Here is a 21,282-nt window from a genome sequence, read left to right as displayed (position 1 = left end):
AGTGTGACGAATTCACGGGGGCAACCCAGCGTAAATACAACAAAGGAAACAACCCAATGGGTAAAGTATTAGTTCTTAAATCCAGCATTCTGGCAGGGTATTCTCAATCTTCGCAGCTCTCTGACTACTTCGTTGAACAGTGGCGCGCAAAGCACGCTGATGATGAAATCACCGTGCGCGATCTGGCGGCAAACCCGATTCCGGTGCTGGACGGTGAGTTAGTTGGCGCGCTGCGCCCGAGCGATGCCCCGCTGACACCGCGTCAGCAGGAAGCGCTGTCGCTCTCTGACGAACTGATTGCTGAACTGCAGGCGCATGATGTGATTGTTATCAACGCGCCGATGTACAACTTCAACATCCCGACGCAGCTGAAAAACTACTTTGACCTGGTGGCGCGTGCGGGCGTGACGTTCCGTTACACCGAAAATGGCCCGGAAGGTCTGGTCACCGGCAAACGTGCGGTGATCGTCACCAGCCGTGGCGGTATTCATAAAGATACCCCGTCTGACCTGGTTGCTCCGTACCTGACGCTGTTCCTCGGCTTTATCGGCATCACCGACGTTAACTTTGTCTTCGCTGAAGGCATCGCCTACGGCCCGGAAGTGGCGGCAAAAGCGCAGGACGATGCGAAAGCGGCTATCGACAGCATCGTTGCCGCGTAAGTTTGTACCCTCTCACCTGCAGGTGAGAGGGTTAATTTTCCTTTCGCAGCCACTTACCGTTAATGCCGCGCACATACTCACCCGGCTTCGCCCGCGCAACCAGTTTCTGCCCCGCCATATTGGCGACATCATCCACCGGAATATTGTTGCGGTCTGCCAACTGCTGATAGCTCTCGGTACGCGCTTTATTGATGCGTTCAACCAGCGCCAGCGTCTCCTGATCCTGACGCAGCGGTGCGAGATAGCCGTTCAGCGTTTCGCCGACGCGGCCCTGGCTGCGGGCCTCATCCAGCGTGAGCGCCTGGGCGATGCCGCTTACCAGGCTTAGCGCGAGCAGCGCGCATATGACTCGTTTTTTCATCATCGCCTCAGAAGAGATCGCTTCGGGATTTCAGCAGGCTCTCCACATCTTTATCGACCTTGATATGGATCTCATGCTCAATTTTGACGTTCATGTTGATGGTGATCGGCTCTTTCGGCGCCGCCACTTCAATCCGTGGCGTACAGCCAGCCAGCAGCGTTACCGCCAGCAGGCCTGGCACGATTTTCAGGGTTCTCATCTCTTTTCCTCGCACGACGTGCCCTTTTTGCAGCGCGTATCGGGCAGCGCCGCATGTTGCTCCAGCCATGACTGTAAGTTGTCAGCAAAACGCAGACTGCGCCATAGCGTGAACAGATTTTCCTGATGGGTGTAGTTGAGATTAACACGCCCGCTTTTGCCTTCGGCATAACTGGTGCCCGAGAGTTTCGCGCGCAGGGTTAATTGCCCCAGATTATCGACATCGATCTTCGTCCACGAGCGCGAAATTTCCATATAGCGCAGCCAGTTAATCGCCGCGCCCGCCGCCATATGGTCATTGACGATGGCGTCTGCGGTGTTTTTATCGAGTCGCAGCGTCATCGGCCCTGGGTTATGCAGCCAGCCATCTTTAATAATCCAGCGTGGGTTATCGAGCCACAGCGGCAGCGCGCCGTCAACGGGGCCGGAGAGCGCAAACTGCTTCGGATTCACCGCGCTTATCACTTCACTCGCTTCAATATGCTTCAGGCGCAGCAGCGCCGCATCATGCTGCGGCAGACGGAGCTGTTGCAGCGTCACTTTGCCGCCGAGCACATCGACGCTGACATCGCTGAGGGTTAGCGGATCTTGCTCACTGTAGGGCCACGCACCCTGTAAATCGGCGGTGATATTTTTCGCCGTCACCTGATTAACTACTTCACCGATGCGCAGCGACACCGGGTGGCGCGTGCCCAGTTGCCAGGTAGCATCGCGGTAGCGGAACGGCAGCACAAAGTCGACGCCGTGGATTTCGTTATCCGGCGTCCAGACGCTACCGTTCTTCAGCACGCCATGACCGCCCGCTTCAAAGCCCTGATCGGCTGCGGCGGAAAAGGCGACCTGCGCATAGAGCGAGCCGTCGAGCAGATTCATTTTCCACTCCGGCGGCACCAGCGGCTGGAACACCGTCAGGGATTGCTGTGGCCACCACGCCTGGCCGCGCAGGCGCTCGCCGTCCCAGCGCCCATTCACCTGCACCGGCCCAATCGCTTCGGCGTTAAGCGCGCCTTTGAACTGGAAGCGCGTCGGCTCCGGGCCGTCGACGCTGAAATGCAGAGTTGACGGCGGCAAAACGCTGCCGCTACTAAAGGTCGTTTTGCCCGCATCCAGCGTCAGAGCGCCGGTAAAGCGCGGTTTTGCACTATCACGCAGCCAGCGTACCGGTTTATCCAGTACCAGCCTCGGCTTACTCATCTGCATGGCACCATATTGCAGTTGATCGAAGCCGGTAGAGAGTTCCGTTAAGGTGATGGCTTCGTCGCGCCACTCGCCCCGCCCGGCGACATCCCAGCGGGCGTGCATCGGCGTGAAATAGCCATCGCCCCAGTAGCGCCAGCGCCACAGCCCATTATCCGGCAGGAAATCCTCGGCGCGGCCGTCAAGATGGAGGGTAAAGTCGCCGAGCGCATTCTCATGGGCGCGCAGAATGGCCTGCAAGCGCCCGTCGATACCGCGCTGCGTCAGGCTGACACCCGCCAGCGGCCAGCGCACCTCATCAATATTGAGCGAATCAATAATGCGCCCTCGTGAGCGCAGCAGCGCGCCGGGGCTGAAGGCCAGGCGCAGATCCTCAACGCTACCGCTGAGACGGCCGGGTAGCACGGCGTAGAAGATCAAATCGCCCTGCTTCGCCTCACCGGTCAGCTGTAGCGGCATATCGCTGTTGCCGGGGCTGAGACGCCCCGGGCCGAAGTTGAGCACAGCATTACCTTTGCCGGCGTCGCCCTGGGTTAAGACATTTAACCGACCGCTGATACGCGCATTTTCTAGTCCGGCCTGCCAGTTGTCGATATTCACGCCGACACGTCCGCTTAACGGAAAGCCCTGGTAAGGCCAGTTCCAGCGCCCATCGCTGATGGCGAAGCGCTGTTCGCTCATCTGCCAGGGAAGATCCAGCAGCGGCTCCCCTTCGCCGCGCGCCATCACAATCAGTTGCCCCTGGTTATCGCGCCAGTCGAGATCGACATCAAGAGTGTGCGGCTGCTGCGGCAGCGTCAGGGTACTCTCCATATGCCCGTTCACCGGGATCCCCGCCGGATCGTTGGGCAGCGTAAATTCACCGCCAAGGGTAAACGGCGGCTGATCGTTAAACAGCTTTAGCGCCATACGATTGACGTTCAGCTTCTGGCCTTGCAGGCGGGCGCTGAGTTCAACGCGATCGCCCTGATAAGTGAGCGCCTGAACCTGCGGCGTCAGCGCCAGCGAAAGTTTGCCCTGCCACGTTTTCCACGGCGATACCGTCAGGCGATCGACGGTCACCCAGCTGTAAGGCAGCAGCGATTGCCACTGCGCCAGCGAGCGCGGCGCGCTGTTATCTTCGTCATTTTTGGCGAGTTTATTCAGGCAGGCGGTGTTAATCTCCAGCGCATCAATATGCAGCTGCCAGCGGCTGGGATGGGTCAGCCGGGCATTGCTGAGCTCAGCGAGGGTACAGTCATCGGTGATGTAGCGTAAATCGGGTATATAGAGGGAGCGGAGCGTGAGGCGCGGGCTGTCGCTCATGGCGATGCGCGTGCCGGCGGGCAACCAGATGCCGACCAGCGTCGGCACCCACTGCGCCAGCGTCAGTAGCAGCGTGAGCGGCAGCAGTATAAACAGTAGTACCAGTGCGATGGCGGCCTTGTATTTACCCTTCATGGGCGGCTAATATCCTGATTTTGCATCTAATTGAGGCGAAACTGGCGTCTATTGTGCCACGTCGCGGCGCGATATTGAACGCACACGCCTCGTTAATCATAGACTGGCCGCTGCGTTTACCCCTAATGGGCGCTCAGACGATGAGCCGTTGATCTCTCTTCGCGGGATGGACATATACTCAATCTGGAAGCATTCACCTCGCCTCTGTCTCTAAACAATAGTTGAGCATTTACTTAATAATTTTAAAACGTGATAATAGAGGCAGAAAATCATTGGAGAAAAGTCTTATGAAACTCGCGATATACAGCACAAAGCAATACGATAAAAAGTATTTGCAGCAGGTAAACGAGCGTTATGGCTACGATCTTGAATTTTTCGACTTTTTGTTAACGAAAAAGACCGCCAAAACCGCTAATGGCTGCGAAGGTGTCTGTATTTTCGTCAATGATGACGGCAGCCGCACGGTGCTGGAAGAGCTAAAAAAGCTCGGCGTGAAGTTTATCGCCCTGCGCTGCGCTGGCTTTAACAACGTCGACCTGGAAGCGGCAAAAGAGTTAGGGCTGAGCGTGGTGCGCGTACCGGCCTACTCGCCGGAAGCGGTGGCCGAACATGCTATCGGTATGATGATGACGCTGAACCGCCGCATTCACCGCGCTTATCAGCGTACCCGCGATGCCAACTTCTCCCTTGAAGGCCTGACCGGTTTCACCATGTACGGTAAAACGGCGGGTGTCATTGGCACCGGGAAAATCGGCGTTGCCGCGCTGCGTATTCTGAAAGGTTTCGGTATGCGCCTGCTGGCGTTTGATCCCTACCCGAGCGCAGCGGCGCTGGATATGGGCGTCGAGTATGTCGATCTGCAAACCCTCTTTTCACAGTCGGACGTCATCTCACTGCACTGTCCGCTGACGCCGGAGAACTTCCACCTGCTCAACCAGACCGCGTTTGAGCAGATGAAAAACGGCGTGATGATCATTAACACCAGCCGCGGCGGGCTGGTTGATTCCCAGGCCGCGATCGAAGCATTAAAAACGCAGAAGATTGGCGCGCTGGGAATGGACGTGTATGAGAACGAGCGCGATCTCTTCTTTGAAGATAAATCTAATGATGTGATTCAGGATGATGTCTTCCGCCGCTTGTCCGCCTGCCACAACGTGCTGTTTACCGGCCATCAGGCCTTCCTGACCGCCGAAGCATTGACCAGTATTTCGGAAACGACGCTGGAAAACTTGCGTCAGCTGCATCAGGGCGAAAGCTGTCCGAACGCGCTGACCTGAGACGCGCTCCCCATCGCCGGGGAGCGTTTTAAGAGTAACCCCGGTGACACGGCTGTTCGACCGGGTACAATTCCCACCGTTTTGATGGAACGAACCCAGAGGAAAAGATGAAAAAATTGATCGCTTTGGTCGCGTTGAGCGCAGTGCTTGCTGGCTGCGTCAGTTCCCGCGCCGTACAGCTGAAACCAGAACAACTGGAAAATCAGCGCTTTGTATTGACTACATTTAATGGCAAAAGCGTTGCGCCAGACGAGCCGAAACCCGAGATCCGCTTTGATAAAGATCTGCGCGTATCCGGCAAAATGTGTAACGGTTTCACCGGCCAGGGCAAGCTCTCTGAAGGTGCCTTAACCGTGAAACATCTGGCGATGACGATGATGATGTGTCCGGACGCGCAGCGTAACGAACTGGATCACACCATTAATGCAATGCTCGCCGAGGGCGCGCAGGTCGATCTGACCGGGAATCAGCTGACGCTGACCACCGCGACGCAGACCCTGATTTACACCCGCGCCGCGAACGCTCAGTAACTTCCGCAACTGCCGGTGGCAAGCGACTGCTCGCTGCAGCGTTTGCCATTTGGCAGTGCACACATCCCTGTCATTGACCCATCAAGCTGGCGTGCGACGGACATTGAACCGCCGATCATCGCGCAGTTGGCCTGCCCACTGTTGGACATCGCCGCTTTTAACCCTGGCGCAACGTGCGCGGCGGTTGCCTGCTGAACAGGTTCACTGCTGCAGGCTGACAATAACAGTGCGGCACACCCGATCCATAATGCTGAACGCATCTCTTCCTCTCCCCCATCAAAAAAGCGAAACCCAAGCATCATAGGCAGCCCGGCGCAATACGTCGAGGGCTGAAACTCATCTTTGTGGCGCGGTGAAACACTTTTTTGCGATTTTTCTAATAATGAACCGGGATCGCCCCTCGCACGTGGTCGTTCGCCGCGGCGGATGGGAGAAGCGTTTTCATCATCGATCACGCGAGACTTTTTAGCGTTTTTTTAAATAACGGCGGTCACTTTTATTTGTTTTTTATATCCTTATCTTTTAATTAATACATATGAATTATATTTACACCATTTTTTATCCAAACAGATCTCAATATTTCCAAAAGTAATTGAAAAATAATTACACGCTCCCTTAATATCGCGCACAGATTTTTTCCTTAATTAAAAAATGGTTACCGTTATGTTATTTAAAAAAACGCTTTGTGCAGCAACGCTTCTTTCCTGCTTTTCGTTAATGGGTTGTCAATCAAATGCTGATTATTTGGCGGCAGATGTTTACAGCGCCGGTCAGGTTAATGCCAAACAAAAAACGAAAACCGTCACGATTTTATCTGTCCTGCCAGCTAAAGTTGCGGTAGATAATAGTGAGAATAAAAAAGCCGCGCAGACATTTGGTGCCGTACTGGGCGCGGTTGCCGGTGGCGTTGCCGGGCACAATATCGAGAGTGGCTCTACGCTGAACACCGTAGCTGGCGGCGTGGGCGGCGGCGCAATCGGTGCGGCGGCGGGATCTCTTGTCAAAGATAAGGTTCTGGTTGAAGCCGTTACCTTAAGCTACAAAGAGGGTAAACATGTATTCTCCTCCACCCAGGTAGGAAAAAGCTGCATGTTTACACCGGGCCTTGCGGTAATTATCTCCATGGGCAAAGACGAGACGCGTATTCAACCCAATGCCACCTGCCCTGAGAAAAAATAAAAGGTCAAAAATGAAACGCGCAGCTTTATTTGTTTTTTTGGCGGCCGTAACTTTTACCCCTGATTATCTCTGTGCCGCAACGCTTCAGGAGCAATTAAAAGCAGTCGCTACTGCTGAAAGTGAAGGCGAAATGCAGGCACAGCAGGAAAAAGAGTACTGGCGAGAAAAAAGACGCCAGCACCGGGAGAAAAAAAGAGCAGCGGCCGCGGCTCAGCGTGCGGCTATAAATGCCAGGCAGGCGAAGCGTGAAGCTGAAATAGCCGCAGATAAAAAACGCGATCGGCAATTTGAGGATCAACTCCGCGATCTTGAGATTGAAAAGCGCCGTCTTGAGCTGCAGGCAAAATCAGCTCGCGTGCAGCGAGAGAAGGATTTCGTTGAGCAAGAGCTTAAACAGCGAGCGGCACAAACGGATGTCATTCAGTCTGAAGCTGACGCCCGGCGTAACCTCTCATCAGGGGGGAAAGCGTTAATGCAAAGCGAAGGTAAAGCCAGAGAAAAAGAAGCCAGCAGTTGGTGGTAACAGCGTAAGGCGGAACATTATGTTCCGCTTTTTTATTGCACCGCCTGGATCAATTTGTGCACTCGAAGACCACGTAAGTTCAGGGGATTAGAGAAAAGTCTTATACTTGCTTAACAATTACAGGACTCGTCGCCGTAAAACGCGTCCCTTCTTTTGAGCAATGTAAGGGTGCTTTATGATCACAATTGACGGTAATGGCGCAGTCGCATCCGTTGCGTACCGCACCAGTGAAGTTATCGCCATCTACCCGATTACCCCCAGTTCAACGATGGCTGAACAGGCAGATGCCTGGGCAGGCAACGGCCTGAAAAATATCTGGGGCGACACGCCGCGCGTGGTAGAGATGCAGTCAGAAGCGGGGGCGATTGCCGCCGTGCACGGGGCATTGCAGACCGGGGCGCTCTCAACGTCGTTTACCTCATCGCAGGGTTTGCTGCTGATGATCCCGACCCTCTACAAGCTGGCCGGGCAGTTAACTCCCTTTGTGCTGCACGTTGCCGCGCGAACCGTCGCCACCCATGCGCTGTCGATTTTTGGCGACCACTCCGATGTGATGGCGGTGCGCCAGACCGGCTGCGCCCTGCTCTGCGCCAGCAGCGTGCAGGAAGCGCAGGATTTTGCCCTTATCTCCCATATTGCGACGCTGAAAAGCCGCGTGCCATTTATTCACTTCTTTGATGGTTTTCGCACCTCGCACGAGATTAACAAGATCGTGCCGCTTTCGGACGACAACCTGCGCACGCTGATGCCCGAGCAGGAGATTGACCAGCATCGCGCGCGAGCTCTCAACCCGGAACACCCGGTGATCCGCGGCACCTCGGCGAACCCGGACACCTATTTCCAGTCCCGCGAAGCGACAAACCCGTGGTACAACGCCGTTTACGACCATGTTGAGCAGGCGATGGATGATTTTGCCGCCGCCACGGGTCGACACTACAAACCCTTTGAGTACTATGGCCACCCGCAGGCGGAGCGGGTGATCGTGCTGATGGGCTCGGCGATTGGCACCTGCGAAGAGGTGATTGATGAGTTGCTGACTCGCGGCGAGAGAGTCGGCGTGCTGAAAGTGCGGCTCTATCGCCCCTTCAGCGCCGCGCATCTGCTGGCGGTGCTGCCGCAAAGCGTGCGCAGCGTGGCGGTGCTGGATCGCACCAAAGAGCCGGGCGCGCAGGCAGAGCCGCTCTATCTCGATGTGATGACCGCGCTGGCGGAAGCCTTTAATCGCGGTGAGCGCGAAACTTTGCCGCGCGTGATTGGCGGCCGCTACGGGTTGTCGTCGAAAGAGTTCGGGCCGGAGTGTGTCCTGGCCGTCTTTAATGAGCTGCGCGCCGATAAACCGAAGCCGCGCTTCACCGTCGGCATTTATGATGATGTTACTCACCTCTCCCTGCCGCTGCCGGAAAACACCCTGCCGACGCACGCCAAACTGGAAGCGCTCTTTTATGGGCTCGGCAGCGATGGCAGCGTCTCGGCGACCAAGAACAATATCAAGATCATTGGCAATACGACGCCGTGGTACGCCCAGGGTCACTTTGTCTATGACTCCAAAAAAGCGGGCGGGCTGACGGTTTCTCATCTCCGCGTCAGCGAAAGGCCGATCAACTCGGCCTATCTGGTATCGCAGGCCGATTTTGTCGGCTGTCACCAGTTGCAGTTTATCGACAAATATCAGATGGCAGAGCGCCTGAAACCGGGCGGTATTTTCCTGCTCAACACGCCTTACAGCGCGGATGAGGTGTGGTCGCGTCTGCCGCAGGAAGTGCAGGCGGTGCTCAGGCAGAAAAACGCCCGTTTTTATGTGGTTAATGCGGCAAAAATTGCCCGCGAATGCGGGCTGGGCGCGCGCATTAACACCGTGATGCAGATGGCCTTTTTCCATCTCACCGCCATTCTGCCGGGCGACAGTGCGTTAACGGCGTTGCAGGGCGCGATTGCCAAAAGCTACAGCAGCAAAGGCCAGGAGTTGGTTGAGCGCAACTGGCAGGCGCTGGCGCTGGCGCGCGAATCGCTGGCCGAAGTGCCGCTGCAAGAGGTTGATAGCCAAAGCGCGCATCGCCCGCCGGTGGTCTCAGACAGCGCGCCGGACTTTGTTAAAACGGTGACGGCGGCGATGCTGGCCGGGCTTGGCGACGCCCTGCCCGTCTCTGCGCTGCCGCCGGACGGCACATGGCCGGTGGGCACCACGCGCTGGGAGAAGCGCAATATTGCCGAGGCGATCCCGATCTGGAAAGAGGAGCTTTGCACCCAGTGTAATCACTGCGTGGCTGCCTGCCCGCACTCGGCGATCCGCGCCAAAGTGGTACCGCCGCAGGCGATGGAGGATGCGCCCGCAAGCCTGCATTCGCTGGATGTGAAAGCGCGCGATATGCGCGGCCAGAAATATGTTTTGCAGGTAGCACCGGAAGATTGCACCGGCTGTAACCTCTGCGTTGAAGTCTGCCCGGCGAAAGATCGCCAGAACCCGGAGATCAAGGCGATCAACATGATGTCACGCCTTGAGCATGTCGAAGAGGAGAAAGCCAATTATGACTTCTTCCTCGACCTGCCGGAGATTGACCGCAGCCAGCTGGAGCGCATTGATATCCGTACCTCGCAGCTTATTTCGCCGCTGTTTGAGTACTCGGGTGCCTGCTCCGGCTGTGGCGAAACGCCCTATATCAAGTTGCTGACGCAGCTTTATGGCGACCGCATGATGATCGCTAACGCCACCGGCTGCTCCTCGATCTATGGCGGCAACCTGCCTTCGACGCCCTACACCACCGATGCGAACGGGCGCGGGCCGGCGTGGGCTAACTCGCTGTTTGAAGATAACGCCGAGTTCGGGCTTGGCTTCCGCCAGAGCGTTGACCAGCATCGCCAGCGCGTTATGCGCCTGGTGGAACAGTTTGCTGACGCGCTGCCCGCCGACCTGCTTGCGGCTCTGCGTGCCGATGCCACGCCAGAGGTGCGCCGCGATCAGGTGGCGGCCCTGCGAAGTGCGCTGGCCGATGTGGAAGGTGCGCAGCAACTGCTGACCGATGCCGATGCGCTGGTCGAGAAGTCGATCTGGCTGATTGGCGGCGATGGCTGGGCTTACGATATCGGCTTTGGCGGCCTGGATCATGTGATGAGTCTGACCGAGAACGTCAATATCCTGGTGCTTGATACCCAGTGTTACTCCAACACCGGCGGACAGGCTTCAAAGGCGACGCCGCTCGGTGCGGTCACCAAGTTTGGCGAGCACGGTAAGCGCAAAGCGCGCAAAGATCTCGGCGTCAGCATGATGATGTATGGTCATGTCTACGTTGCGCAGATCTCTCTCGGCGCGCAGCTTAACCAGACGGTGAAAGCGATTCAGGAAGCGGAGGCTTACCCCGGCCCGTCGCTGATTATCGCCTACAGCCCGTGCGAGGAGCATGGCTACGATCTGGCGCTGAGCCACGATCAAATGCGCCAGCTTACCGCCACCGGCTTCTGGCCGCTCTATCGCTACGATCCACGTCGTGAAGCCGAGGGCAAAATCCCGCTGGCGCTCGACTCCCGGCCGCCTTCGGATGCGCTGGCAGAGACGTTGCTTAATGAGCAGCGCTTCAAACGCCTGAATGCGCAGCAGCCGGAGGTGGCTGAGCAGCTGTGGAAAGATGCGGCGGCGGATCTGCAAAAACGCTACGACTTCCTCGCGCAGCTGGCCGGGAAAGCGGAAAAAAGCGCGGCCGAATAACGCTCAGACGAAATAAAAGCCGCCGGATGACACCCGGCGGCTTTTTTATGTCACTGTTTTGCATGACAACGGGCGGCAAGCTGGCTAATAATCACCACTCAACCCGGCGGCCAGGACATCTTCATGCGTCATCACCCTGTTACATCATCACGAATTGTCTCTGTCGGGTATGACCCGCAAAGCCGCACGCTGGAGATCCGCTTTCACGACAAGCGCACCTTTCAATATCACGAGGTGCCCGAGCGCATTTTTACCCTTTTTCTTACCGTCGTTTCGAAAGGCCGTTTTTATGATGGCGTGGTGAAAGGCAAATATAAGGAAAAGCGCATCGCCTGAGCTGCCCTTGCCAGGTGATAAATACCTGCCTTAGGCGTAAATCATTGGTACAATCCCGCCCTAATCGCGTATCTCTGCCCGTGGTTTATGGACCGCTGGCGCAAAAAAACCGAATTGAGCCTTTTTCATGTCGCAAAATCAAGAAATTAGCAAAAAAGAACAGTACAACCTCAACAAGTTGCAGAAGCGTCTGCGCCGCAACGTTGGCGAGGCGATTGCCGACTTCAACATGATTGAAGAAGGCGACCGGATTATGGTTTGCCTCTCCGGCGGCAAAGATAGCTACACCATGCTGGAGATCTTGCGCAACCTGCAGCAGAGCGCGCCGGTCAACTTCTCGCTGATTGCGGTCAACCTCGATCAGAAACAGCCCGGTTTCCCGGAGCATATTCTGCCTGAGTACCTTGAAGCGCAGGGCGTCGAGTACAAAATCGTCGAAGAGAACACCTACAGCATCGTGAAAGAGAAGATCCCGGAAGGCAAAACCACCTGCTCGCTCTGTTCACGCCTGCGCCGCGGCATTCTCTACCGCACCGCGACTGAACTGGGCGCAACGAAAATTGCTCTCGGCCACCACCGCGACGATATTCTGCAAACCCTGTTCCTCAATATGTTCTACGGCGGCAAGATGAAAGGCATGCCGCCGAAGCTGATGAGCGATGACGGCAAGCACATTGTCATCCGCCCGCTGGCCTACTGCCGCGAGAAAGATATCGAGCGCTTCTCCGAAGCCAAAGGCTTCCCGATTATTCCGTGCAACCTCTGCGGTTCGCAGCCGAACCTGCAGCGCCAGGTAATCGCCGATATGCTGCGCGACTGGGATAAACGCTACCCGGGCCGTATCGAAACCATGTTCAGCGCGATGCAGAATGTGGTGCCGTCACATCTGAGCGATATCAACCTGTTCGATTTCAAAGGGATCAAACATGGTTCGGAAGTGGTCAACGGCGGCGATCTGGCGTTCGATCGCGAAGAGATCCCGACCCAACCGGTTGGCTGGCAGCCAGAAGAGGATGATGCCCAGCTCGATGAGCTACGGCTGAATGTGATTGAAGTGAAGTAAAAAAAAACCTCTCAGGTAATGTTCTCTGAGAGGCTTTTTTAATGGCGCTGGCGTTATTTCAGCAAGCGCACGCGGCAGGCTTTGCCTTTGATTTTGCCGTTTTGCAGCTGCTTCCACGCCTGGCGCGCCACGCTCTGTCGCACCGCGACATAGACATGCGCCGGATGGACGGTGATCTTGCCGATATCGGCCCCGTCCAGCCCCATCTCACCCGTTAACGCACCCAGCACATCGCCCGGACGCATTTTGGCTTTCTTACCGCCATCAATGCAGAGCGTAGTCATCTCTGCCGCCAGCGGCGCGATGGCGACATTGGCTGGCGCAGTCAGCCAGTTCAGCTTCAGGTGCAGCATTTCAGAGAGAATATTTGCCCGCTGCGCCTCTTCCGGTGCGCAGAGGCTAATCGCCAGCCCCTGATTTCCGGCGCGCGCGGTGCGCCCGATACGGTGAACGTGCACTTCCGGATCCCATGCCAGCTCGTAGTTAACAACCAGCTCAAGGGATTTGATATCCAGACCGCGCGCGGCGACATCGGTCGCCACCAGCACGCGGGCGCTGCCGTTAGCAAAACGCACCAGCGTCTGGTCGCGGTCGCGCTGCTCCAGATCCCCATGCAGCGCCAGCGCCTCCTGCCCTGCGGCATTCAGCGCATCGCACACTTCCTGGCAATCTTTTTTGGTATTGCAGAAGACCACGCAGGAGGCCGGGCGGTGAACGCTCAGCAGTTTTTGCAACAGCGCGATTTTGCCGTGACGGGAGATTTCAAAAAATTGCTGCTCGATAGCCGGTAGATCGTCGACGGTATCGATCTCAACCGTTTCCGGGTTGCGCTGTACGCGCCCGCTGATCGCGGCAATCGCTTCCGGCCAGGTGGCGGAGAAGAGTAAGGTCTGGCGCTGCGCCGGGGCGAAGCGGATCACCTCATCAATGGCGTCGCTAAAGCCCATATCGAGCATGCGATCGGCTTCATCCATCACCAGCGTTTGCAGGTTCTCCAGCGAAACCGTGCTTTTTTGCAGATGGTCCAGCAGGCGGCCCGGCGTGGCGACGATGATATGCGGCGCATGCTGCAACGAATCGCGCTGCGCGCCAAACGGCTGACCGCCGCAGAGCGTCAAAATTTTAGTGTTCGGCATGGATCGAGCCAGACGGCGCAGTTCGCTGGCTACCTGATCCGCCAGCTCGCGCGTCGGGCATAAAATCAGCGATTGGGTCTGAAAACGGCTGCTATCAATGTGCTGCAATACGCCAAGACCAAATGCCGCTGTTTTACCGCTGCCGGTTTTTGCCTGCACGCGGACATCTTTTCCGGCCAGAATCAGGGGGAGCGCAGCAGCCTGCACGGGCGTCATAGTGAGGTAGCCCAGCTCGTTAAGGTTTTCGATCTGGGCGGCGGGCAGCATGTTCAGTGTTGAAAAAGCGGTCAAAATAGAGTCTCGCGATAAAAGGCTTCGGTTCAGCAGGCGCGTATCCTCTCAGATCTGCCCTCTTAACGCGACATTTTAATCGGCTCTTCATCCGGTGGCGGATCCGGCAACGGCTGCGGTTTGGGGATCGGGTCCGGGATTGGCACCGTGTCATTCGGCACGGGGTCGGGCGGCAGTGAATAGAGCGCGTTGCGTAACGTCAGAGTAGCCATGGTGATCTCCACTTCAGCATTGTCGTTACTTTAAAGGTAGAAGCTCATGGCGCAGAGGCAAAAAAAAAGCCGACTGATTAAGTCGGCATCGTACGAATCAATTGTGCTATGCAGTAATTCAAAAAAAGGAAGTAAGACAATATGGAGCGCAACGCCCATCGCTTGACGTTGCATTCACCTGCGACGTGAATATTGCCCTGAATAGCCGCGGCGTTTATTGACCTCGCTCAACTTAAGTGGCGTTTTAATGTTCAATTAATGTTAAAAAAGTTAAATTTTACAGCCATTTACTGCGATGCAGCCACCAGGTCACACCACCGATCAGCAGCGCTAACGCGGCGCAGAAGATGGCAAAACCTAAGTGCCAACCGCCGCCGGGAATGCCGCCAAGGTTGACGCCAAACAGCCCGGTTAAAAAGGTGCTGGGGAGAAAAACCATCGCCATCAGCGACATGGTATAGGAGCGCCGCGCAAGTGACTCCTGCATCACCTGGGTGATCTCGTCGGTCATCACGGCGGTACGCGCAATGCAGGCATCAATCTCATCCAGCCCGCGTCCGAGGCGATCGGCGATATCCTGCATGCGGCGGCGCTGATCGTCGCTCATCCACGGCAAACGTTCGCTGGCCAGCCGCGCAAAGACATCGCGCTGCGGTGCCATATAACGACGCATCACAATTAACTGCTTACGCAGCAGTGCCAGAATGCCGCGCGGTGGAACCTGCTGGTCAAGCAGGTCATCCTCGAGATCGATAATCCGGTCGTGAAGTGATTCGATAAACTCGCTGGCGTGGTCGGTGAGCGAATCGCAGACATCGACCAGCCAGCCGCCGCAATCCGTTGGCCCGCTGCCCTCTTCCAGTTCGCTGACGACATCATCCAGCGCCAGCACTTTCCGCTGGCGCGTCGAAACGATCATCCGCTCGTCCATATAAACGCGTACGGCAACCAGCTGATCGGGGCGTTCGTCGGTGCTGCCATTAATGCAGCGCAGCGTAATCAGTGTCCCCTCGCCCATGCGGCTTACTCTGGGCCGCAAACTCTCGCCCGCCAGCGCGTTACGCACGCTGTTCGGTAAGACGGGCGTCGTTTCCAGCCACTGCGCGCTCTCCTGGTTGGTGTAATTCAGGTGCACCCAGCAGGGTGTCTGGGCGGTGATATCATCATCCGCTGCCAGCGGTTTGACGCCGCCTTTGCCGTCCAGTTGCCACGCGTAAACCGCGTCCGGCACCTGCAGGTCGGCTCCTTTAATGGCTTCCACTGCGCCTCCACATTCAGTCTTTGTTGATGACAGTCTAGCCATGCGCCAAGGTTAAGCAATCATGGCGCTGAATTTGCTAACAAATTACGACGGATTGCCATAAAAAAAGCCCGCAGTGCGGGCTTTTTATCCACTAGGGCGCTATCAAAACGAGTGCCAGTAGTTCTCCTGGCCGCCACCGACCGCCGCCGTAAGCGGAGCCCGCGGCTTCTCTGGCTGCGCATCGCGTTGACGCGCAGGCGCAGGCTTTTCATCAGCCAGGCTAAATTTACTGGTGCGCTGCTGTAACTCTTCAACGCGATGTTTCAGTAGATCCGACGAACCGGCAAGTTCATCAACCACCGATACGTTGCTTTGCGTAACCTGCTCCAGCTCCGCCAGTGCAAGGGTGATTTGCGCAATACCCTTCTCCTGTTGCAGCGTGGAGACGGCAATCTCATCCATCAGCTTACTGACAATGCTGGCACCGGAGACAATCTCCTGCATGTTCTGCCCGGCTTCGCTCACCACTGTCGCGCCCTGAGTGACGTTATCGGTCGTGACGGCAATCAGCGATTTAATGTTCTTCGCCGCCTCGGCGCTACGGTGCGCAAGGCTGCGCACTTCGCCCGCCACCACCGAGAAACCTTTGCCGTGATCGCCGGCGCGCGCCGCTTCCACCGCGGCGTTCAGCGCCAGAATATTGGTCTGAAAAGCGATGCCATCAATAATGGAGATAATTTCGCGCATCTGCTCCGCGCAATCGGTAATGGATTGCATATTCTTCGCCACCTGCCCCATTAACTGGCCGCCGCGTTCAGCGCAGGAAGAGGCATCATTAGCGCGGGTGCTGGCAAGCCGCGTATTATCGGCGTTGTTTTTGGTGCTGGAAGCCATCTCTTCCATGCTGGAGGCGGTCTGCACCAGTGCTGCGGATTGCTCTTCCGTTTTCACCGACAAATCGGCACTGCGTGAAGCGAGCTGGGCGGAAAGCCCGAGCGCATTATCAGAGGAGAGGCGTATCTCTTTGACCAGCACGGCAATACTTGCAGATAAACTATTGATACCAGGGATTAACCGGCCGGCGCAGTTATTACCAAATTCAGGAATAACAATCGACAGATTACCTGCTGTTACCGCTTCAATACTTCTCTTCACCGTATTAATTGGCGTCACCAGATACTGCGTTAAATATATCCATATTAATGCCAGCGAAATAACGGACACGCTACTTACCGCAGCAATTAATGGGATATTTTTCGAGAGCACGATCACTATCGCATCAACGATAACAAAAGAGACCAGAAGGTAAAAAAATATAAAAGTACGAACACTGAGATTTCTTAACATAATGAGACTCGCCAGAACACCGGAGAACGGTAGCCTCGTTATAACACTCGCAATCCGCTTTGACACGGCTAATTTAGCGCAATGCCAGGTTTGCCTTAAAGCGCCTTAGATTTTACTTAAGTAATATGAATTGACCTTTCCATAGCAATCTCGTCAGCACAAAAAACCACAAAACAGGCAAAAACAGATTGCGGGCATAACAATATATCATATAAAAAGAGTTTAATTAGCGAGATAATTTTGACGCGCTACATATTTAATTTAGCCAGAATAAAGCTTGTTTAAATAATTAAAGATTTGGTTTTTAATGCCGATAATAATATGTTAAATCCAGCCGTTTATTTATTTAATAGCGAAATCAAACAGGCGCTGCTGCTTGTTTACAAGCCAGCATAACGCCTCTTTCGTTTTTAACGTGGTGCGACAATCAGTGGATGCCAAGCCGCCAGGCAAAGTCGATCTCCTCTTTCAGTTCACTATGGGAGAGCGTAAGCAGATCTTCAAACTCAAGTTTCAGCAGATTCAGTCTTTTCAGGTATTCAGCCGGGGTAAGCGCGCTTTTGTCGCGACGCAGGTATTCGATGGCCAGTTCGGTAGGGTTGAGTGGGTTCGACATAACATCCTCTTGGTTGGTTAAAACATCAGCACTATAGCACAAATAGCTGCCTGTTTTTTGACCAATGTCGGAAAAATCTGCCGGAAACGCCCGCTATACGCGGCCTGCGGGAAAAATGTAAAAAGGAGTTGCATGTTCAAATGATAAAGATTATCTTTCTCATTACTGAATAGTTGAGTAACCCACTCAACTATTCAGTACGACATTGCTCACATTGCTTCCAGTATTTTTTGCCCGCTCTCTGTAGCGGGCTTTTTTTTGCCCTTTGCTCATCTGCGGCTGCGTCTCCTTTTTTCCTCCATTGTGCCTCCACAATGCCTAACTAAAATTTTCGCCATACCTGCCCAGACAGGAAACATTCAGTAATCAACGACTTTCCCCCTTACCTCCCGTGATGCAAGGGGGATTTTTTTATCAGTGTTTGATGATGTAAAGCGTACGGCTGTAGGCCACATCTTCCGGGTTGGTGATCGGGTAGCCCTTCAGCCACGGCTTGATCAACCGCGCGTTGGTGTACTGGTAAATGGGCGCAATCGGCGCTTTGCTGGAGATGATCTGTTCCGCTTCGTTGTAATCAGCATTGCGCGCTTCCGGCGTATTTTCCTGTGTCGCCTGGTTAAACGCTTTGTCATAAGCCGCATCGCTAAAACGCGGGATGTTGCTGCTGCTGTTGGAGGTCAGCACCGAGAGAAAGGTCGATGGCTCGTTGTAATCCCCGACCCACGAGGCGCGAATGACATCGAAATTGCCGCTGTTACGGCTATCGATATAGGTTTTCCACTCCTGATTTTGCAGCTTCACCTCCGCGCCGAGATTTTTCTTCCACATCGAGGCCACCGCAATAGCAATCTTTTGATGGTTCTCAGAGGAGTTATAAAGCAGCGTCAGCTTCAGTGGCCGCTGCGGGCCGTAACCCGCCGCCTGCAACAGAGTTTTCGCCTGTGCGTTGAGCTCGGGCTGGCTCATCTGTTCAAACGGCGACGGCTTCGGCCTAAACCCGGCGGTCACATCCGGGGTAAAGCGCCACGCCGGTTTCTCGCCGCTGCCCAACACTTTCTCGGCAATCACCCGGCGATCGATGGTTAAGCTCAACGCCAGGCGCACGCGCGCATCTGCCGTCGGCCCCTTCTGAGTATTGAACGCGTAGTAATAGGTGCCCAGCTGCGGCGGCGTATAGACCTGACCCGGGATCTCTTTTTGCAGCTTCTGGTAGAGGTTTTTCGGGAAAGATTCGGTGATATCAACGCCATTCGCCAGATAGCGTTTGGTGGCGGCGGACTCCTGATTGATCGGCACAAAGGTCACCTTATTGATCACCGTTTTGCCATCGTCCCAGTACTGTTTATTACGCGCCAGCTCCAGCTTTTCATTCACCACGCGGTCAGTCAGCACAAATGCGCCGTTACCGACCAGATTGCCGGGACGCGTCCACTCTGCGCCGCTCTCGACGTTCTTTTTCTGCACCGGATAGAGCGCAAAACTGGCCGCCAGGTTCGGGAACCACGGCAGCGGCTTATCAAGCTGCACGCGCAGCGTTTTTGCATCCACCGCGCTGACGCCCAGTTTATCAACTGCCATTTTGCCATCGGTAATCGCTTTCGCATTACTGATGCCCGCTAACGCAGCGAAGCCAGCAAATGGGGACGTGGTTTGCGGATTAACCAGCCGCTGCCAGCTGTAGACAAAATCCTGCGCCGTGACCGGCGTGCCGTCGGACCAGCGGGCATCATCACGCAGCGTAAAGGTCCAGATGCGGTTATCGCTGCTCTGCCAGCTTTTCGCCACGCCGGGAATGATTTCACCCTTCTCATTCTGATTGACCAGACCTTCAAACAGGTCGCGGATCACCTGAATTTCCGGCAGGCCAACGGCTTTTGCCGGATCGAGCGTTGCCGGCTCATCTTTGAGGTGGCGCACCACGTCTTGTTTTTCCGCAAGCGGGGTTCCCGGCGGCACATCCGCTGCAAACACGCTGACAGATAAGCCGCACAGCGCCAGCGCGCAGCAAAGTTTTGAAAATCGGTATGTCATGAAAGCCCCTTGTGATGTGCCACATCCCGCAAAAAAGATGCGGTAATTATTTGTTTTAGCTCTAAGGAATGCAAACTCATACATCAGGAAAATGATTTGCGTCGCACCGCTTTCTATCCAACACTTGGTTTATTCAATGCAGAAACAGGTAAACCTATGCCAGCGACACGTCCGCGCTCTTTACGGGGAAACTTTGCCGATAGCCGTCAGCAGTATGGCGAGTCCCTGCTCGGTGCCCCGCTTTTCTGGTTTCCGGCACCGCTGGCAACGGCAAAAAGCGGGCTGATTATTGCCGGTACGCACGGGGACGAAAATGCCGCCATGGTCGCCCTCTCCTGCGCCATGCGCACGCTCAGGAGCGATCTGCGCCATCATCACGTGGTGCTGGCGGTCAATCCGGATGGTTGTCAGCTCGGTTTGCGTGCTAACGCCAACGGCGTCGATCTCAACCGTAACTTTCCGGCGGCAAACTGGAAGGCGGGCGAGACTGTTTATCGCTGGAACAGCGCGGCGCCCGAGCGGGATGTGGTGTTGCATACGGGGGCGGCTCCGGGTTCCGAGCCGGAAACCCGTGCGCTCTGTCAGTTAATTCATCGCCTGCATCCGGCGTGGGTGGTCAGCTTTCACGATCCGCTGGCCTGCGTGGAAGATCCTCGCGAAAGCCCGCTCGGCGAGTGGCTGGCGCAGGCTTTTTCGCTGCCGTTAGTGAAAAGCGTCGGGTATGAAACGCCCGGCTCCTTCGGCAGTTGGTGTGCGGAGATCAACCTGCCCTGCATTACCATGGAACTGCCGCCGATCTCAGCCGATGCCGCCAGCGAAGACTATCTCGCGGCAATGACCTCGCTGCTTTGCTGGGATGCTGAAAGATGAAGCTCGCCGGTGGAGAAACGCAGCGACGGCTCGACATCCACCGCCAGCCAGGTGGGGCCATCAAGATCGGCGAAGCGCACACCACTGACCAGCGGCAGCGCAGCCGAAATGGCGCGTGACGTGCAGATCATGCAACCGAGCATCAATCCGAAGCCGCGCTCGGCGGCTTCATGAGCCAGTGCCAGCGCTTCGGTCAGGCCGCCGGTTTTATCCAGCTTAATGTTGACCATCTCATAGCGCCCCTGCAGCGCATCGAGACTTTCGCGCGTGTGGCAGCTCTCATCAGCGCAGATCGGTAACGGGTGGATAAAGTTGATCAGCGCCGCGTCCTCGCCAGCAGGCAGTGGCTGCTCAAGCATCGCCACGCCTAAATCAGCCAGCAGCTGGCAGCGCGCGGCGAGTCCTTCGCTGTGCCACGACTCGTTAGCATCGACAATCAGCGTTGCCTCTGGCGCGGCGGCGCGGATCGCCACCAGCCGCTCGCTAATAAGATGATCATCAAGTTTGATTTTAAGCAACCCGGCGCCGGTTTCGCTCAGTGCCGCCGCGCTGGCAGCCATCTGTTCTGGTGTGCCGATCACCACCGTTTGCGCGGTGATGACGGTTTCCGGCAGGGTTACGCCGGTATAGTGCGCCAGCGAACGCCCCGCTTTGCGCGCCGCCAGATCCCACAGGGCGCAATCGACGGCATTGCGCGCCGCACCGGGCGGCAACAGGGTTTGCAACGCTTCACGGCTAAGGCGGTTTTGCAGCTGCGGCACAATGGTCATGATTTGCGCCATCACCGAGGCCTCGCTCTCGCCGTAGCGCGCGTAAGGGGTACATTCGCCAACCGCTTTGATCCCGTCCTCTTCCAGTTCGACCACCACGACTTTCGCTTCACTGCGCGCGCCGCGCGAAATCACAAACGGCGAATGCAGCGGCCAGGTTTCCTCATAAACGTTCACATTTCTCATACATGCTCCTTTGACGGAATGTAAACCAGTATAGATACGAAAATTGGTTTGCCGTGGTCTCGAACGATGGCATAAACTAGCGCCGACGTTAACTATATGTAAACAGGAAGCTAT

20 protein-coding genes are annotated in these 21,282 nt (G+C 56.0%); 9 read left to right on the top strand and 11 right to left on the bottom strand.

Going from position 1 to position 21,282, the window contains the following annotated elements:
* The first annotated feature begins 56 nt into the window (after positions 1-56).
* A complete protein-coding gene (gene azoR, locus N7V53_RS11530; RefSeq protein ID WP_023478686.1) occupies positions 57-662 on the top strand; it encodes an FMN-dependent NADH-azoreductase in 606 nt (201 codons plus the stop codon).
* Between the two features lie 31 nt (positions 663-693).
* Here azoR and N7V53_RS11525 read toward each other — a convergent pair whose 3' ends face one another.
* Genes N7V53_RS11525 through N7V53_RS11515 form a run of 3 tightly spaced genes read right to left on the bottom strand, consistent with a single transcriptional unit; the run spans position 694 to position 3,858 of the window.
* Positions 694-1,023 (bottom strand): YdbL family protein, encoded by a 330-nt coding sequence (locus N7V53_RS11525; RefSeq protein ID WP_023478679.1) that lies wholly within the window; start codon positions 1,021-1,023, stop codon positions 694-696.
* Positions 1,024-1,030: 7 nt separating this feature from the next.
* Positions 1,031-1,222 (bottom strand): YnbE family lipoprotein, encoded by a 192-nt coding sequence (locus tag N7V53_RS11520; RefSeq protein WP_054803764.1) that lies wholly within the window; start codon positions 1,220-1,222, stop codon positions 1,031-1,033.
* The gene (locus N7V53_RS11515; protein ID WP_279793436.1) at positions 1,219-3,858 is read right to left on the bottom strand and encodes a YdbH family protein; all 2,640 of its coding nucleotides are present in this window, start codon (positions 3,856-3,858) and stop codon (positions 1,219-1,221) included. Before N7V53_RS11515 ends, N7V53_RS11520 begins: the two co-directional genes overlap by 4 nt.
* 287 nt (positions 3,859-4,145) lie before the next feature.
* Here N7V53_RS11515 and N7V53_RS11510 point away from each other — a divergent pair, with 287 nt between their 5' ends.
* Both N7V53_RS11510 and hslJ read left to right on the top strand, forming a co-directional pair.
* A complete protein-coding gene (locus N7V53_RS11510; protein WP_279793435.1) occupies positions 4,146-5,135 on the top strand; it encodes a 2-hydroxyacid dehydrogenase in 990 nt (329 codons plus the stop codon).
* Positions 5,136-5,242: 107 nt separating this feature from the next.
* Positions 5,243-5,665, top strand: a complete 423-nt coding sequence (hslJ, locus tag N7V53_RS11505; RefSeq protein WP_124968264.1) for a heat shock protein HslJ — start codon at positions 5,243-5,245, stop codon at positions 5,663-5,665.
* On the opposite strand, the gene N7V53_RS11500 is transcribed toward hslJ, so the two are convergent.
* Complete coding sequence (locus N7V53_RS11500; protein WP_023478601.1) at positions 5,659-5,925, bottom strand: DUF333 domain-containing protein; 267 nt, start codon at positions 5,923-5,925, stop codon at positions 5,659-5,661. The two genes, hslJ and N7V53_RS11500, sit on opposite strands and share 7 nt — an antisense overlap.
* A 403-nt stretch (positions 5,926-6,328) precedes the next feature.
* On the opposite strand from N7V53_RS11500, the gene N7V53_RS11495 reads away from it, so the two are divergent.
* From N7V53_RS11495 to ttcA, 5 genes are all read left to right on the top strand, one after another.
* Positions 6,329-6,844 carry a glycine zipper 2TM domain-containing protein gene (locus N7V53_RS11495; protein WP_279793434.1) on the top strand — a complete coding sequence of 172 codons (516 nt, stop codon included), beginning with the start codon at positions 6,329-6,331 and terminating at the stop codon, positions 6,842-6,844.
* A gap of 10 nt (positions 6,845-6,854) precedes the next feature.
* Complete coding sequence (locus N7V53_RS11490) at positions 6,855-7,367, top strand: DUF5384 family protein (protein ID WP_279793433.1); 513 nt, start codon at positions 6,855-6,857, stop codon at positions 7,365-7,367.
* Between the two features lie 175 nt (positions 7,368-7,542).
* Entirely contained in the window at positions 7,543-11,067 is a 3,525-nt protein-coding gene (nifJ, locus tag N7V53_RS11485; RefSeq protein WP_279793432.1) for a pyruvate:ferredoxin (flavodoxin) oxidoreductase, read from the top strand.
* Positions 11,068-11,190: 123 nt separating this feature from the next.
* Complete coding sequence (locus N7V53_RS11480) at positions 11,191-11,403, top strand: KTSC domain-containing protein (protein WP_023478624.1); 213 nt, start codon at positions 11,191-11,193, stop codon at positions 11,401-11,403.
* Positions 11,404-11,530: 127 nt separating this feature from the next.
* Entirely contained in the window at positions 11,531-12,466 is a 936-nt protein-coding gene (gene ttcA, locus N7V53_RS11475; protein WP_279793431.1) for a tRNA 2-thiocytidine(32) synthetase TtcA, read from the top strand.
* A gap of 53 nt (positions 12,467-12,519) precedes the next feature.
* Here ttcA and dbpA read toward each other — a convergent pair whose 3' ends face one another.
* The 6 genes from dbpA to N7V53_RS11445 all read right to left on the bottom strand — a co-directional run bounded on the left by dbpA (position 12,520) and on the right by N7V53_RS11445 (position 19,342).
* Positions 12,520-13,893, bottom strand: a complete 1,374-nt coding sequence (gene dbpA, locus N7V53_RS11470) for an ATP-dependent RNA helicase DbpA (RefSeq protein WP_279793430.1) — start codon at positions 13,891-13,893, stop codon at positions 12,520-12,522.
* A 62-nt stretch (positions 13,894-13,955) separates the two neighbouring features.
* Complete coding sequence (locus N7V53_RS11465; protein ID WP_279793429.1) at positions 13,956-14,105, bottom strand: hypothetical protein; 150 nt, start codon at positions 14,103-14,105, stop codon at positions 13,956-13,958.
* 277 nt (positions 14,106-14,382) lie between these two features.
* Entirely contained in the window at positions 14,383-15,366 is a 984-nt protein-coding gene (gene zntB / locus N7V53_RS11460) for a zinc transporter ZntB (RefSeq protein ID WP_128482883.1), read from the bottom strand.
* A 144-nt stretch (positions 15,367-15,510) separates the two neighbouring features.
* Positions 15,511-16,695, bottom strand: coding sequence for a methyl-accepting chemotaxis protein (locus N7V53_RS11455; RefSeq protein WP_279793428.1), 1,185 nt, complete (start codon positions 16,693-16,695; stop codon positions 15,511-15,513).
* A 427-nt stretch (positions 16,696-17,122) separates the two neighbouring features.
* A complete protein-coding gene (locus tag N7V53_RS11450; protein ID WP_023478583.1) occupies positions 17,123-17,311 on the bottom strand; it encodes a YdiH family protein in 189 nt (62 codons plus the stop codon).
* 414 nt (positions 17,312-17,725) lie between these two features.
* Entirely contained in the window at positions 17,726-19,342 is a 1,617-nt protein-coding gene (locus N7V53_RS11445) for an ABC transporter substrate-binding protein (RefSeq protein ID WP_279793427.1), read from the bottom strand.
* Between the two features lie 156 nt (positions 19,343-19,498).
* On the opposite strand from N7V53_RS11445, the gene mpaA reads away from it, so the two are divergent.
* Positions 19,499-20,212 carry a murein tripeptide amidase MpaA gene (mpaA, locus tag N7V53_RS11440; protein WP_279793426.1) on the top strand — a complete coding sequence of 238 codons (714 nt, stop codon included), beginning with the start codon at positions 19,499-19,501 and terminating at the stop codon, positions 20,210-20,212.
* Here mpaA and ycjG read toward each other — a convergent pair.
* Positions 20,164-21,168, bottom strand: a complete 1,005-nt coding sequence (ycjG, locus tag N7V53_RS11435; RefSeq protein ID WP_279793425.1) for an L-Ala-D/L-Glu epimerase — start codon at positions 21,166-21,168, stop codon at positions 20,164-20,166. The two genes, mpaA and ycjG, sit on opposite strands and share 49 nt — an antisense overlap.
* Between the last annotated feature and the right edge of the window lie 114 nt (positions 21,169-21,282).

Source organism: Kosakonia sp. HypNH10, assembly GCF_029850615.1.
Lineage (GTDB): Bacteria > Pseudomonadota > Gammaproteobacteria > Enterobacterales > Enterobacteriaceae > Kosakonia > Kosakonia cowanii.
Note: the sequence above shows the minus strand (reverse complement) of the source record. Positions and strands in the feature narration are given on the sequence as shown.